Here is a 16,432-nt window from a genome sequence, read left to right on the forward strand (position 1 = left end):
CTAATTTGAATAGTAAATTCTGCAAATTTCATGCTAATTTCTACAAATTAACTTTTAGCAACCTTTATAGTAAATAAAGCTCCTTTTTCACAATTTCTTATATTTATAAAGCCATTCATATTCCGCTCAATAATATTTTTTGCCATATAAAGCCCTATTCCTGTACCTTGTGTTTTATGTCTTGTTGTAAAATATGGGTCAAAAATTTTATCTAATATCTTTTCATCTACTCCACCTGCATTGTCTTTAATTTTCACAATAGCATAGTTTGCACCATTTTTAATCTCTATATTAATATGAGGATCTTCAACTTTTCTCTCTAAAATAATATCTTTTGCATTACTTATTACATTTAAAACTACTTGTGAGTATTCATTTTTATAGCCTAAAACTTTTGAGTCTTCTATCACATTAAAATCTAACTGTATATTGTGATATTTTAAAGATGATTCAACTATAAAATAAGCCTCCTCACACGCTTTTTGTATTGAGAATAACTCTTTTTCACCTTGTGGCTTAAAGAAATTTTGAAAGTCATTGATTGTTTGAGACATATATGCAGTTAATTTATTAGCTTCTTTTATCTTTTTATCTAAATACTCTTTTGTGAACTTATCAAAATCATAAGTTACTTTCATATTTAGATGTATTGCAGATACTTCTGCTAAAGGTTGTCTCCATTGATGAGCAATATTTCCTATCATCTCACCCATTGCAGCTAATTTACTTTGTTGAATTAATATTTCTTCTTGTTTAAGTCTTTGATTAATTTCTTTTTGAATTTTTTCTTCTAAATTATCAATCATATCATTAATCATATTTTTCATTTCATTTAAAGCTTTATTGTTTGTATCTTTAGATAATCTTGTACCTAAATTTCCACTTTTTATATCTTCTAATACTTTTGTCGCATTTTTAATTAAAGCTTCATTTTGTTCAATATTATTTCTAATATATGAAACATTTTTGTTAATAATTGTAGCCATTTGTCTAAATTCATCTTTAGTATCAATTTCTATTTTATTAACTTTTGTTGTTTTATCATTTAGATATTTAAAGAAATCATTTAAACCATTTTGCACACTATATATTGACTTCAAAATATTACTTGTTACAAGCCAACCTATAATAATCGCAAAAATCAAAATTAAACTCATACTACCTAAAACTTCTAGTTTTATAGCCTTAGACTGTTTTACAGCTTCACTATATGCAATAGTTGCATTACTCAAAGAGTTTTTTTGTAAACTTAATAATTTATCAACTAAAATATCAAATTGTTCTTTGCTTACAGTAGTTACATTTATATAAGCTCCCTCTTCAAAACCTTCTTCTAAATATTGTTTTGTTATAAAGATATGTTCTTTATAACTTTCCCACATTTCATGCAATTCAAGACTATATTCTTTAACATTTACAAAGTTTCTATCAAGATTCAAAAATATTGTATTTAAATCTCTTTGTATTATTTTTCTAATCTCTTTATTTGGAGCCATTACTAAAGATTGGTTTAACTGACGTAAACTATAAAGAGGTGTAATAATCTTATTTTGAAGTGCTAAAACTGCTTGTGATTTACTATGAACTAATTTTAAAGTATCTTTATTTTCTTCACTAACACTAATTGATTTATAACCTAAAATAGCTATTGAAATACATAAGATTACAAATAGTATTCCCAATTTTGTTTTAATATTTATTGTTTTAATTAGCTTTATCATATTTTATTCTTTTTGGTTTTATAGGTTTTTTTAGTTCTTTACTATACTCTTTCTCATCTCTAATAGACCAATGATTATTACTTAATTCTATTTCCCATAAAGGGATAATACCACCTTCATAAGGTTTATAAATAACTTCTTTATTTACAGCTAATACTTTATTTAAAGAGGGTACTCTAAGAGTATAAGCTTTATTTCTTGCTCTATATAATATATTTTTAACAACTTCTTTATACTCTTTTGTTCCAATTTTAGTTATGAATAACTTTTGAATATACTCTTGCATTTTTTTATCTTCTGGGATAGTAGACCAAACACTCCCATTTTCATATATAAAAAAAACTGTCCAAGGATTTTGATAGTACCAGTCATCATCACCCCAAATAAGTAAATCCCAATTGTTAGTATTTTTATTTTTACTTGTAGATAATAATTGCTTATAAATATCTTTTTCACTAGAAGTTATTGTATAGTTAAACTCTACTCCATACTTTTTAAGTTGAAATTCTATTCCTTTAAATAAAAACATAAATCTATCTTGTGTAAAAATATTTAACTTTAGATTATTTAGCAAAGTTTTCAACTCTTCTTGTGAAAACTTTTTATTTTCTTCTTTAAAATCTTTTGCTACTTCTTTTACAACCTGATAATTTATAGAAGCAGTAAAAGGAGAAATTTTACCTTCATTTTTATATACAAAGTTTAAAAGGTTTTCTTGATTTAAAGCCTGATTTAAAGCTATTCTTACATCTTGATTTAATAACTTTTTATTCCCATTTATAAGATTGAAAAATATAACAAAATTATCTGTTGACTTTGAAACTATAAGTTTCGAATACTCAGATAAAATAACTTCTAATTTTTTGTTAAAAGGTATAGGCATTAAATCAAGTCTGCCCTCATGTTTTGTAATATCATGTATAGCTTGGTTTACATCTAATTGAGTATAAACTGTTATTTTCTTGATTTTTGGATAGTTTTTATTCCAATAATAAGGGTTTGCTTCAAGTTCTAATTTATTTGTTTGAGTATCACCTCTTGCATAACCACTTTTTAAAATATAAGGGCCCATACCAAAGTCACCAGGAACTCTATTTGCTGTACCTGTTTCTTCCCCTACAGGGTTTACTTTTTTAATATACTCTTTTGTATAAAAATATACTCTTGCTAAATCTGTTAAAAACATTTCATATTTTTGTTTTAAAACAATTTTTATTTTACTTTCACTTATTTTAAAAACATTAAAATCAATCTTATCAATATTTGTATATAAAAAAGGATTTTTTCTAAAAAACTCTAAATTATAAATTACATCATCTATTGTAAAATTTTCTCCATTTTGAAACTTTAGATTTTTTCTTAACTCAAAAATATACGTAAAATCATCTATTCGTTTATGAGATTTAGCTAAATCATAAACCCACCCTTTTTCATTATCATAAGATCTAATTAATCCTGAGTTTGTAGCTTTTGCGATATATGAGTATGGAATAGAAGGAAGGAATATATTTATATGTGATTTAGGATGTAATCTTACTGCTTTATTTAAAGAAGAATTATCTTCTCTAAACTCTAACTTATCGACAAGATGAGAAGAAGCAAAAACAATATTTATGCTCATAAAAAAAAATATTAGATATTTAAACAAATCTATATCCTGTTCCTGATAAATTAAAAATAATATCTGTTGGAAGTTTTTTTCTTAAGTTTCTTACTAAAGATCTTAGGGCACTATCAGTCATGATATCATCACCCCAAACTTTTTCTTGTAGTTCCTCATAACTTGTAATTCTATTTTGATTAGATATTAATACTTCAAAAAAAAGCATTTCTTTTTTATTTAATAAGATATTTTCACCTTTATACTTAAGTTCTTTTCTATCATAATCATAAGTATAATCTTCATCTGTTTTTAATGTTATTGTTTTATTTAAGTCTAAAAGTTTAGTACATTGTTCTAATGCTTCGAATAAAGGTTCCAATTCTATTGGTTTAACTAAGTATTTTTCCATGTGAAGCTCAACTGCATCAAGCAAGTACTTTTTGTCAGTGTGAGCTGTAATCATAACTATAGGAATAGATCTATTAGTTTGTCTTACTTTTTTGACAAAATCTATTCCATTTAAATTGGGCATGTGAATATCGCTTAAAATAATATCTGGACTTTTTTGCTCATATAATTCTAAAGCTTCTTTTCCATCTGATGCTTCAATTACTTCTTTTACATAATATTGTAAGCTATCAGCGATATTTCTTCTAATACCCTCTTCATCTTCTGCATAAAGAATTTTTAAACCTTGTAATTTCTCTAATAACTCTTTTTGCATGCAAATTCCTTTTTTGTTTATTATAACAAAAAATTAATGTTTTGCTTTTACAAATCCATCAGAAGCATTAGCTTTTAAGTATCTTAAAAGGTATGTTGCTTCTTCTTCATCTAATTTAGCAAAACCTTTCATTGTTCCAAAAATAGCTCCCCATTCCATCATTGAGTGATGAGATACCTCAGGTCCAGCATGACATTGTGTACACATTTCAAAATAGAATTCTTCGTGCTCACCCCATACATCAAGTAAATCATTTGATACTAACTCTTTACTTAAAGTACCAACTAATTGAACTTTATTAGAACCTTTGTTTAATACTTTAAAACCTTTATTTATTTTAGCTACTAAAAGCTCTTTTGAAGATGATGAATAAACTTTATCACCTTTTCTAAATCCTTCAATAGAAACTTTTACTTCTTTTCCCATATCTTTTAAAACTTTTACAGGAACACCTACATAAACATTTGCTGTTTTTCCATTTGCTTTGATTTGTGTATCTTGATAGATAAACATATTTTTTGCACTTACTTGGGAAATTGCCCCAAGTAAGATTAATAATACTGTGATATTTCTAAATAATGCTTTCATAATTATGCTCCTATAATTTTTGGTGGGTTATAAGCAACATTTGGTGTAATTGTTCCAGCTTTTCTAATACTTACAAGTACTGTATTTGCTGTAGTTGCTTGCGCCATTTGTGATGTTGGTCTTGATGATGTTAATACATTTACTTGACCAGAATTACATCTTGTTTTATTTTTTGTTGCATCTTCAGGAGAATACCAAGCACCCTCTTCAATAGCTACAACTCCATCTCTAATAGTATTTGTTACAATAACACCAGCAAGAACACTTCCTCTATCGTTATAAACTTCTACTACTTCACCATCTCTAACACCGAATTTTTTAGCATCATTTGGTGAAATTCTAACTGGTTCTCTACCTTGTACTTTATGTACATTTTGCACCCAAGTATTATCTAACTGTGAGTGAATTCTATATGTTGGGTGAGGAGAAACTAAATGTAGTGGATATTTTTTCACTAATTTTTTATTTCCTAACCATTCTGCTGGTTCAAACCACATTGGGTGACCTTTAAAGTCATCATATCCATAAGAAGCGAATTTCTCAGAATAAATTTGAATTTTTCCAGTTTCAGTTTTAAGTGCATTGTTAACAGGATCTTTTCTAAATGCCTCATGTCTAACAAATTTTCTAGCACTATCAGGAATATCATATTTGATAACTCCATCTTTCCAGAATTGTTCAAAAGTAATTCCCATTTCTCTTTTTGCTGATGATCTTTTAAATAATCTTTTTAACCATTCCATAGGAGTTCTTCCTCTTGAGAACCTTTTTCCTTTACCAAATTGTTCTGCTAATAAAGTAAAGATTTCATAGTCATCTTTTGATTCATATCTAGCATCTACAATTTTTTTCATTGCATAGATTCTATCTGCTGAGTAAGACATAGCTCCTGCGATATCATCTCTTTCCATTGTTGTTGTTGCAGGTAAAACAATATCAGCCATTTTTGCTGTTGGTGTCCACCATGGTTCAACTACTACAACAGTATCTAATGTTCTCATAGCTTCAATTAATTCATTTACATGAGGTTGGTGACCAATTGGAGAACCACCTGCACTTAACATAAATTCAACTTTAGGATATTTAATAACTTTACCTTTGTAAGTTACTGTTTGTCCTGGTTTAGTGATTAAGTCACTCATTCTTGAAGCAGGAATAGCAATTTTTACTTTATCTCCTCCACCTTGACTCATACCACCAACAGTGTTTTTACCAGAGTTTGCATCTCCACCACCTTCATAGTGCATAGAGAATCCAAATCCACCACCTGGAAGACCAATTTGACCAATCATTGAAGCTAAAGTAATAATAGACCAGTCTACTTGTTCACCATGATGTGCTCTTTGTAATGACCAGTTACCTGCAATAAATGTTCTATTAGAAACCATAATATCAGCAAGTTGTTCAATAGTTTTTGCTGGTACTTCTGTAAGTTTCTCTGCCCATTTAGTAGTTTTATCAATACCATCTGTTTTACCAAGTAAATATGGTAAGAATTTATCAAAACCATGAGTATATTTTTTAATGAATTTACTATCATATTTTTTTGATTTATATAAGTAATTCATCATACCCATCATCATAGCAACATCTGAACCTGGTCTGATTTTAATCCAATCAGCTTTAAACTCTTGTGCTGACATAGTATAAATTGGGTCAATTGAAATAAATTTAATTCCTGCTTTTTTATACTCTTCATAAGCATCATAACATCTATGATTTGGAACTGTATAACCCGCTCTATTTGTTTTATACATATCACAACCCCAAAGAATCATAACTTTAGTGTTTTTAATAATTTGTTCATGTGCTGTTTGGATAGAATAAACTTCCATATCACCAACAATTGATGGGTTTACTTGTCCTGCTGCACCATTTGAATACTCACCAGATGTTCTTACAGCTCCACCAATTTGGTTGAAGAATCTACCTGCTAAAGCATTTGGTTTAAATGCACCTGGATGAGCCCAACCACCATAAGATGCGTTATATAGTGCTTCATTTCCACCTTTAGCTTGAGCTTTTTTAATAGATTTAGCTACTAATTTAATAGCTTCATCCCATGAAACTCTTACAAACTCTTCTTTTCCTCTTAAGTCACCTCTTCCTTTACCTTCAAGGAAACTTTTTCTTACTACTGGATATTTTACTCTTGAATCTGTACTATTTCTATCAGCTAAACTTTTAACCATTACAGTTGGGTTAGCATCTGAATCAAGTTGAGATGTTATATCTACAATTTTCCCATCTCTTACATGTGCATGGAATGCACCAAAGTGAGACGCACTTGGAATCTTTTTTGTTCTACTTGCAAACTCTTTTGCGAATGCACCAGTTGCAGTACTACTAGCAGCAATTGCTGCTGAGGCAGCTGCACCAACTTTTAAAAAGCTTCTTCTTGAATTGTTCATCTTCAATCCTTTATTTGATTTATACTGAAATTGTAGCAACAAAAAAGAGCAAAAAAATCGAATTTAATGTAAAAAATTTTCGATTTTTTTGCTCTTTTTTTTTATTAAACTTTCAATCACACAAAAACGAACCAGTATTCAGTTATATATATATGGTTCTACTTGTATATGAAAGTTTTAAAAAGGATTAACAATGAAAAACTTAAAAATAAGTATGATTGCTGCGTTAGCAGTAGGGGCGTGTTCTGTTTCTTATGCAGATTCTTTACAAGATGCATTAACAAATGGTAAAGTAAGTGGGGAAATTACTACAACTTATGAGCAAAGAGATATGGATAAAACAGAGAGTACGTATTATCAAAATACTGGCTATGCTGTTGGTTCATTTGCTTTAAAATATGAAACAGACACTTGGAATAACTTAAGTTTAACATCTAAGTTTAGAGCATATAAAACACTTTTTGAAGATGATGATAATTCAACTACATCACATGGAACAAACGCAGGTGACGCGTCTGAAAGATTTTATGAAGATGGTAAAAATAGAACTGTAGAAGCAGAAGAATTTTTCTTAACATATACTCCTACAAATAATATAACTGTAAAAGCTGGTAGACAATTTATTTCTTCTAACTGGGTTAATAAAACTCAAGATGCAGTAAAAATTGATGCAGCATTTGGAGATACTTCACTTGAAGCTATCTGGTCATTAAGACATGGTAGAGTTTATTCAAGAGATTATAGACCAATGAGTAAATTTAATGATGATAAAGGTGTTTACCAATTTACTTTATCTCATAAAATCAATGATATGATTTCTGTAAGTGCTTATGATGCAATGTATCCAGATGTAAGAGATATTATTGGTGGAAAAGTTAATTTAAAACTTGATAATGTTTCATTAAATGCACACTATGCTACAAGTAAAGAAGATAAAAACACTGTAAAAGACTCAAACTTTTTACATATAACAGCTAGTACATCAATTGCAGGATTTAAACCTTATGCTGGTTATGCAAAAGTTGATGACGATGCCGCATTCCCAGGTTATGCAGGTGAAAATTCTGGTGAAACTAATGTACCATTTGAAGAAGGTGATTACTTCTATAGTAAAGGTGCTGAAACACTATATGTAGGTGTTAGTAAATCGTTTGGTGATTTAAGTGCAACTTTACTTTATGGAATGACTGAATATATTAGTGGTACAAAAAAATTAGATATGGATGAAACTACATTATGGTTAGGATATCCATTAACAAAAGATTTAAAAGCTAATTTAGGTTATACAATAGTAAATGAAACTAGTACAGCACCTCATGGTGACTATAATCAGTTAAATGCTACTTTAACTTATAGTTTCTAGTATATATTCCTCCTTGGAGGAATATATCAGTTAGGTTATAGAACTGCCCCTGTGTCACTTCTCCTTACCCTTATTATGACAAGAGTTTTTTTGTTGATTTCTCTTTCATCAGGGGTAGTTCTATAACCTACTAAAAACCACTTTCTCTGATCAAAATAGAAAGCACTTTTATATATGCTTTTTTTATAATACTTTGAGGTTTTGCCTCAACAACTAAAACCCCTTTTTGCATAAAATCATAATCTTTTTCTAAATTTAAGGCTTTTGCATATACTTTATAATAAGATTTTTCAGCTCTTAATGTATTTTCTTTTGTTTTTGATACAGCAATATCTCCACCATATAAAGAACTTAAAGCTTTGTGATCTATAAAAGATGATGAGATATTAGAGACTTTTACAAATTTTACATCTATGTTTTTTGCATAGTTATCAAATATAAATTTTCCTTTTGCTTTATTTTTAATATATGAATAATCTTCTTCTTTACAATATGCAATAACCTCAAAAGAGTTTGGATTATATATATTTAATAAAGCGTTTTTAGGGTTTATCCAAAGACCTTCATGTAATTGAAAATTTTTTGATACAATACCACTAAAAGGAGCTCTTATTTCAAGGGATTTAGAGATTTTATTTAAGGCTTTTTCTTGTTTAGCAAGTCTTAAAAGTTCTTCTTCTAAAATAAATCTATTCTCTAAAAACTCTTTATTCCCTGCCATTTTATTTAGTTTTACTTTTACTAACTGCTTTTTTAATAAAATTTGTTTTAATTTATACTCATTTTCAAAAGAATGAAGCTTAATAAGTAAGTCTCCTTTATTTACTTTTTCTTTATTTTTTATATAAATCTTTTCAATTTTTGCTTTTATTGGTGAGTAAATTTGACTATAATCTTTTGCTTCAAGGACAGAAGGCATATTAATTTTAGTATTCCAAGGGTATATTAGTAAAAAAACAAACCCTATAAAGATAATAAGACTTACTATATTTCGCATATTTAAACTCACTTCATTAATTTTTTTAAACCAAATTTTTAGTTCATTATAGATTGGTAAGATTATAAACCATATAATTTCTACAATAAAAAGAATAATACCTAAAACTTTAAAAGTAAAATAGTACACCAAAATAGCAATACCTAAAAATAAAAAGAATCTATAAATCCATGTGGCAATACCATAAATAATAAAAAACCTTTGTTTAGACAAGGGTAGATATTCAGGTACTTTTTCATTTGAACCTAAGATATATCTTCTTAAAAACCATCTTGACATAGCAAAAGCTCTTGGTTGAAGATTTTTTGTATTTGTAATATCTGATAATACATAATAACCATCAAACCTCAAAAAAGGACTTATATTGATAAGCAAAGATGTTACTAAACTTGTTGTAGCAACAACAAAAGCAATAGTTTTAAATATTCCATCAGGAAGAAATGACCATAAAAATATACAAATTAATGCTAAATATAACTCAACTTTTACACCTGCTAAAACAATTTGTAGTCTTTTTTTCTTAGGTTTAAGTCTCCATGAATTTGTAGTATCTGTATATAAAACAGGGAAAAGTACTAAAAATGCAACTCCCATAGTAGGAACTCTAACTTTATTTCTTTTAGCCGTAAAAGCATGACCTAATTCATGTAAGCTTTTTACAAAAATAACTGACAATAAATAGTAAAACATTCCCTCATAAGAAAATAAATAAGAAAAAGTATTAATAAACTCTTCATAATCTCTTAAAGCTAATAAAACTCCTATAAAACCTAAAAAAAGAATAATATTACTATAAAAATTTGTATAAAAAAATTCCACTTTATTAAGATTTTTTTCTAAAAATTTATCACATTTAAATAGAGGTATTCTAATAAATAAGTAATTTTTTAAAAGCCATTTTAAAGTACTTGTTTTTCCTTGATTATAAGAAGAATAAAGAAAAGAAATATCATCTTTTGTATTAGTTTTTAAGAGATTATTCTTTTTTAAATAATCAATAAATATAAATAAATTCTCTTCATCTATATCATAATCATTTTTTTTTAGTATTTCTAAAAATATTTTTATCTCTTCATTACTTTGCCATAAACTAATAAGCTTAAAAGTATCATAAGAAATATTAAAATATGTCTCTTGTATTGGATCAAAAATAAGCCAGTTTTTCTCTCCATTTTCACTAACACCAGCTTCTAATAATTGTAATTCTTCTCTTATAAAAGGTAGCTTTGTGTTTTTTTGTTCTAACAACTTACCAACCTACATATTGTCTTAGAGCTGTTATTGGCTTTTTAAATAAATAGAAAAATAGTGTTACCTCATCTGAATATATTTTTGCTGTTCCCCTTATACCAATCATTGGCATTTTTTCCATATTTAAATTATCAAAAGATGCAATAACCTTATATGCTAAAACATCTTCTTGGGTAAATTCAGGTTCATAAGAGATATAATCTACTTTTGCTTTTACTGAATTTAAAGGGTCATTATCAAAAAAAGCTTTAACTAAAGCATTTTTTTCTATAAATATAGCCTCACCTGTAGGTATCATGATTTTTAATTCTATCATATTTCTATTGGCTATCATTATAATTTTTTCACCTACTACAACTGGTTTTCCACTCCATTGACTAGGATTATTTACAATAGCAATACCATCTTTTTTTGAATAAATTTTTGTTTTTTCTAATTGCTTTTTTGTATATTCAACTTCAACTTTTTTTAATTCTACTTGTGCTTTGAGTTCGGATATTTTCTTCTTTTGATTTATATCGTAAAAGCTTGCTTGAGAGGAAGTATAAAGCTGTGCTTGGGCAATATCTAGTGCTTTTTTAGCTAATTCATATTCATTTAAATATTTTATATCATCTAATAAAACTAATAAATCACCTTTTTTTACCTCTTCATTGGGTTTTACTTTTATTTCTTTCACTGCTGTATCTAAAGAAGATGTCACAATAAAAGGATCTTTAGCAACAACTTCCAAAGGGGCTAAAACAGATAGTTTTATAGGGATAAACATACATAAAACAAATATCAAAAATATGTATTTAAAATATCCTTTTGAAAATCCAACTTTTTTTAGTTTTGATTTAAAGCTATTTTTTCTTACTGCATAAAAAAAGTATGCATAAGAAGAAGATAGATGAGCAAGTACTTCAAGATGTTTTTTTTCATAACTTTCATTATTTAATAAAATCATATAAAACTGTATTGAAGCATCATCTTTTTCTATTTTAATCGGTACAAAAACTATATTTTTATAATCATACTCAGTTAAAACTTCTCTTTCATAAGAATCAAGTTGTTTTTGCTTATCTATTTCATGTAAAGTATCATTTATATCTTTTGTTTTATTTACAATACTTTCTAATACTTGAACAAATATTGAATTAGGATTAACTGTTGAAACATCAGATATTGCTTCAACTTTCAAACTATTTTTTAAATCAGGAGCAAAAAATACTGCAACTTTATTTGGTACTAATTTTTTTATTTCATTTACTACTAAATATCTTAGTTCTTCATAGTTTTGTGCATTTCTACAATTATGCTCAATTTGAAGTAAGTTAGCAACATTTAATTTCAAACTCTTTTACCTTTATACATCTTCACTATTAAATAACTGAGAAATTTTTTTACCATAAGATTCTATCTCATTGCTTTGTTTTGCTAACTGTGAAGAAAACCCTGTATCTTGCTCATTTAAAGTAATTTCTATTGGCTTGTCTTTTAAGGCTGATACATCAATTTTTATATTTAGTATTCTAATTTTATTATCAAAGTCATAAGCTTTTATAATAAACTCCATATTATCAGTTAAAGCACCTTTTAAAACTCCACTTTTTTCATCAAAAACTATAGTACTTGGTAGTTTTTCTCCATTTCCTAAAAGAACTTCATAAACTCGTGCTTGTTTTATATCTACAATTTTTAGCTCTAAGTAGTTATTTACATAAGTAAAATCTTCTATGCTTAAACCCAAAGTATCATAAGCTTCTTTTTGTTGTGAAGCAAAGTTTGTTTCCCCTCTTGTATCAAGTGTTATTTCAATTGATCTTAAAATATTAAAACTATTTTCACTTGTAAAGGCTTGTGTTTCATCTATTGTCTGAAAATCTGTATATCCTTTTCCTGTAGAATCTAATTTTTGAAAGTCTTGATTAAATCTATCTTTGCTTTGATTATCTGTAAAAGGATTATCTTTTATAACTCCAACTTCTTCAACTCTTTGAGAATTATCTGCTACTTCTATATTTTCTACAACTGTTGGGTTTTCTATTTCTCTTGGTTTTTCAAAAGTAGGTTCTATTACTTTTGGTGGGCCCAATACATCAATTTGATAAGTTCTTGAAGCTAAAGCTTTTAAAGAAGAAGAATCATAAGTAATTATTGTAACCTCAAAAACACCTATTTCTAAAGGGTTCCCACTAATTAAACCAGATATTTTATCAAAAGTTATTCCAGTAGGAAGACCTGTTGCCTCATAAACTAAGTTATCACTATTATCAACATCTGTAAATAAAAATGCTATTTCTTGTGTATAAGGTTGTCCATAAGTAATAATAGAATCTATATTCTCATTTGAAACTATAGGAGCATCATTTTGTCCTCCAATATTTATAGTAATAGATTGGATATCTTTTTGGTTTTCATTATCTGAAACTTCAATATTATATACAATTCTTACAGACTCATTTTCTCCTAAGAAATCTAGCTTATCCTCACTTATTGTATATTGCCAAGTTATTGTTCCACTATTTGTTCCCTCACCAGTATTTGTAACACTAAAAGCATTTAATAAATCTATTTGCTGTTGTGTTGTTAAAATAAATGTTGTAACTCCATCAGCTCTATAGGCAGTAACAGAATCAAAATAATCACTAATACTTATATTATTTGTTAAATCTAAATCATTAAAATTCAATGTCCCTGTATCTGTATAAATTGAGCTTTCTTGTATATTTCCTGTTGTTTGACTTCCAGTTATTTCAGGATTATCATTACTTCCAGTTATTGTTATTTCTACATCTTGAGTTGAAGTTTGTCCTTGGTTATCTGTAATAGTAATAGTAAAAACTGCTTTTATAGTTTCTGACTTGGCTAAAAAGTTTATATCATTTTCACTAATTGTATAATCCCAAGTAATTGTTCCATTATTAGTATTTGAAGAAAGATTTGAAATAGAAAAGGCATTTTCAATAGCTTGCCTTTGTGTGGCACTTAAAGTAAGAGCTGAATTATCACTTTTAGTGGCATTTATATCTTTCACACTAAACGTTCCTATTGGTTTATCATCCTCATCAATATCAGTGAAATTTATAGAGCCACTATCATTTAAAGTTGTACCTTCTTGTATTTGACCATCTACATCAACTACTGAAATTAAAGGAACATCATTTTCACCAACAATTAAAATAGTTATATCATGACTAGAAGAAGCTCCTGTTTCATCTGTAACTTTAATAGTAAAAGTTAAAGTTATTTCATCTCCTTGACTTAAAAAATCTAATTGATTTTCACTTAATGAATAGTTCCATTGAACATCTGCATTATTAGAGTTGGGGTTTAAGTTTGTGATGGAAAAGGCATTTTCAAGAATTGTTTGATTTGAGGCACTTATACTAATTGGATTACCATTTATATCAACTGAACTTATGCTTGATAAAGTCTCACTTGCTACTGGTCTATTTGTTTTATCAATATCAGTAAATTTTATTGAACCACTATCACTTAAGCTTGAACCCTCTGATATACGACCATTATCATCTACTACTTGAATTTGAGGTTGATCATTTGTTCCTTTTATACTTATAGTTATATTTTGTTGTTTAACACTTCCATTACCATCATTTATTTCAATGGTAAAAACAGCTGTTATAACTTCCCCTTGAGCTAGAAAAGCTATGTCATTTTGATTTATTGTAAAATCCCAATTAACTGAACCAAGATTTGTATTAGAAGAAGCAGAAGTAATTGAAAAGGCATTTATAATAGCTTGTTCTTCTTGTGAATTTAAACTATATCCATTTATACTTGTACCTGCTAAAGAAGCCGTAGGTGTATCTGTTGTATCTGGATCTACAAAATTTATTACACCATTTTGAGTTAAAACACCTTTATCAACAACTTCTCCTGTAACACTTGAAGCATTTACAGAAGGTTCATCATTTGTACCTTCAATATTTATTGTAATTACTTGATTTACACTTGCACCATTGTTATCTGTAACTTGTATTGTAAACTGGGCAATTATACTCTCACCTTTTGCTAAAAAATTCAAATTATTATTTGAAATAGAATAACTCCAATTAAAAGTTTCACTATTGTCAGTTCCAGTACTATTTGTAAAATTAAAAGCATTAATAATTTCATTTCTCTGACTTGCACTTAAAACTAAAGGTGTTGAACCATCACTTTGATATGCTTGTATTGTGTTGATTGTGTAACTTGCTGATAAAGTATCATTTAAATCTTTATCACTTGCATTTATATCTCCTGAAACAGAAGTTACACCATCTTCTTTTAAGTTTTCCAAAGCATCTGCACTATCAATAACAGGAGCATCATTTACTCCAACTACTTCTAAAACTGTTTTTGAAATATTACTATCATTTACACCATCATTTACTTTCCAAGAAAGAGTTCTTTGATTAAATAATGTTTCAGGAGAATCATTTGTAGAGTAAAACCTTATTCCTTTTAAAGCATTTTTATACTGCTCTATTGTTGCTGTTCCATTTAAGCTTAATATTCCAGTATTACTATTATAAGATGAAGATATATTTCCATAAAGAGTATTATCATCATTAGTAAAAGATAAAATATCCCCCGTAGTTAATCCTGAGGAAATAGCTATTTCTGCACTTTCTAAAGTAGTTCCATCATCATTTAAAATAACAAGATTTGTTAATTGAGAAGGAGTTCCTCCTTCTGTATAAGAAAAAGTCGTAATATCAGAACCACCTATTTTAATCTCTGCAACTTCAACAGGTAAAGATAAGCCAGAACCTCTAAGAGAATTAAACTCTACTCTATAATATCTATAAACTTCACTATTTGTAAATTGTGTTTTTACAGAAGCTTCTTGTCTATCTAAGGGAGGGTTTAAATCTCCTGATGCAATTAAACTAAAATTTGTGTTATCATTTGAACCGTAAATAGCAAACCTAGTAGGATCATGATCTATAGGGCCATTTGAAGTTATAATAGAGATTGAATCAACTATAAAAAAACCACCTGCATCAAAACTAAAATTACTACCTGCTCCTGGTTGAAAGAAGTATGAAGTATTTAAATCTCCATCAAAGGCATTTTGTGCAATACCTTTTGAAAAATCACTTGCTGGAATAGAATCAATATTACTTGAAGTTGAAAGAAAAGGTGCATTATTTGCTAAAAGAGTCTCATAATTATCTACACTAATACTTTCACTTTGTATTTCACCACTTTCGTACTCTAAACTCCAATCTCCTTGTAAAATCTTATTTCCTGTTAAGTCATTTGAAGCGGCAATATCTGCACTTGTTAAAGAAGCTAGTTTATCAACAAACTCTTTTCCTTGATTATTTTGGCCAATTGAACATCCATAAAGTAAGATATCTGCTTCTTTGGATAAACTTTTTGATATATTTTCTAAATCTTGTTTGTAAGTATCTAGGTTTTGAGTATTTAAACTTCCATTTGAAAAAAGAATTTCTCCTTGTTTTCCATGGGAAATAATATGTAAAGTATCTATATCTTTTTTATCTTCTAAAATATTTTGTATTTGTTTTAATGCATCACTTTTATCATCTAAATAGTAAACTTCAATATTATCATCTAGTTGTTCAACTATTTTTTCTTTATTTTTTACATTATTATCAATAAAAGCTATTTGTTTTGATTCAAAAGTAGTTGTTGTTGAATCTTGTGTTTCATTGTTTTCAAAACTATTATTATCTAACACATCTACAGCAGTTGCTACTGCTGCACCATCAAATAAAACTCTTGGTTCTAAGACACTAATTAATGGATTTCGTTTCATA

At 27.8% G+C, this 16,432-nt stretch carries 9 protein-coding genes; 1 reads left to right on the forward strand and 8 read right to left on the reverse strand.

Annotated elements, in window-relative coordinates:
• Positions 1-47: 47 nt before the first annotated feature.
• Genes ACH5BK_RS04345 through ACH5BK_RS04365 form a run of 5 tightly spaced genes read right to left on the reverse strand, consistent with a single transcriptional unit; the run spans position 48 to position 7,047 of the window.
• Positions 48-1,721, reverse strand: a complete 1,674-nt coding sequence (locus ACH5BK_RS04345; RefSeq protein ID WP_404304802.1) for a sensor histidine kinase — start codon at positions 1,719-1,721, stop codon at positions 48-50.
• On the reverse strand, positions 1,705-3,369 hold the full coding sequence (locus tag ACH5BK_RS04350; protein WP_404304804.1) for an ABC transporter substrate-binding protein: 1,665 nt from the start codon (positions 3,367-3,369) through the stop codon (positions 1,705-1,707). Before ACH5BK_RS04350 ends, ACH5BK_RS04345 begins: the two co-directional genes overlap by 17 nt.
• Positions 3,362-4,048 (reverse strand): response regulator transcription factor, encoded by a 687-nt coding sequence (locus ACH5BK_RS04355; protein ID WP_404304805.1) that lies wholly within the window; start codon positions 4,046-4,048, stop codon positions 3,362-3,364. Before ACH5BK_RS04355 ends, ACH5BK_RS04350 begins: the two co-directional genes overlap by 8 nt.
• A 33-nt stretch (positions 4,049-4,081) precedes the next feature.
• A complete protein-coding gene (locus tag ACH5BK_RS04360) occupies positions 4,082-4,636 on the reverse strand; it encodes a hypothetical protein (protein WP_404304807.1) in 555 nt (184 codons plus the stop codon).
• A gap of 2 nt (positions 4,637-4,638) precedes the next feature.
• On the reverse strand, positions 4,639-7,047 hold the full coding sequence (locus tag ACH5BK_RS04365) for a molybdopterin-dependent oxidoreductase (RefSeq protein WP_404304809.1): 2,409 nt from the start codon (positions 7,045-7,047) through the stop codon (positions 4,639-4,641).
• A gap of 193 nt (positions 7,048-7,240) precedes the next feature.
• Between ACH5BK_RS04365 and ACH5BK_RS04370 the strand changes: the two genes are divergently transcribed.
• Entirely contained in the window at positions 7,241-8,410 is a 1,170-nt protein-coding gene (locus ACH5BK_RS04370) for an Opr family porin (RefSeq protein ID WP_404304810.1), read from the forward strand.
• A 130-nt stretch (positions 8,411-8,540) separates the two neighbouring features.
• Here the strand turns inward: ACH5BK_RS04370 and ACH5BK_RS04375 are convergent, their stop codons facing one another.
• From ACH5BK_RS04375 to ACH5BK_RS04385, 3 genes are read right to left on the reverse strand one after another with little or no spacing between them, the layout of a single operon-like run.
• Positions 8,541-10,655 carry an HlyD family efflux transporter periplasmic adaptor subunit gene (locus tag ACH5BK_RS04375; RefSeq protein WP_404304812.1) on the reverse strand — a complete coding sequence of 705 codons (2,115 nt, stop codon included), beginning with the start codon at positions 10,653-10,655 and terminating at the stop codon, positions 8,541-8,543.
• A 1-nt stretch (position 10,656) separates the two neighbouring features.
• Positions 10,657-11,994, reverse strand: coding sequence for an efflux RND transporter periplasmic adaptor subunit (locus ACH5BK_RS04380; RefSeq protein ID WP_404304814.1), 1,338 nt, complete (start codon positions 11,992-11,994; stop codon positions 10,657-10,659).
• Between the two features lie 12 nt (positions 11,995-12,006).
• Positions 12,007-16,431, reverse strand: coding sequence for a DUF4347 domain-containing protein (locus tag ACH5BK_RS04385; RefSeq protein ID WP_404304816.1), 4,425 nt, complete (start codon positions 16,429-16,431; stop codon positions 12,007-12,009).
• Position 16,432: the final 1 nt, after the last annotated feature.

It is taken from the genome of Arcobacter sp. YIC-80 (genome assembly GCF_044841725.1).
In the GTDB taxonomy this organism is placed as follows: domain Bacteria; phylum Campylobacterota; class Campylobacteria; order Campylobacterales; family Arcobacteraceae; genus Arcobacter_B.

What these genes read in the sequence shown, in the direction of transcription:
- ACH5BK_RS04345 (WP_404304802.1), bottom strand. Translation starts at nt 1,721, where the DNA reads ATGATAAAGCTAATTAAAACAATAAATATTAAAACAAAATTGGGAATA.
- ACH5BK_RS04355 (WP_404304805.1), bottom strand. Translation starts at nt 4,048, where the DNA reads ATGCAAAAAGAGTTATTAGAGAAATTACAAGGTTTAAAAATTCTTTAT.
- ACH5BK_RS04360 (WP_404304807.1), bottom strand. Translation starts at nt 4,636, where the DNA reads ATGAAAGCATTATTTAGAAATATCACAGTATTATTAATCTTACTTGGG.
- ACH5BK_RS04365 (WP_404304809.1), bottom strand. Translation starts at nt 7,047, where the DNA reads ATGAACAATTCAAGAAGAAGCTTTTTAAAAGTTGGTGCAGCTGCCTCA.
- ACH5BK_RS04370 (WP_404304810.1), top strand. Translation starts at nt 7,241, where the DNA reads ATGAAAAACTTAAAAATAAGTATGATTGCTGCGTTAGCAGTAGGGGCG.
- ACH5BK_RS04385 (WP_404304816.1), bottom strand. Translation starts at nt 16,431, where the DNA reads ATGAAACGAAATCCATTAATTAGTGTCTTAGAACCAAGAGTTTTATTT.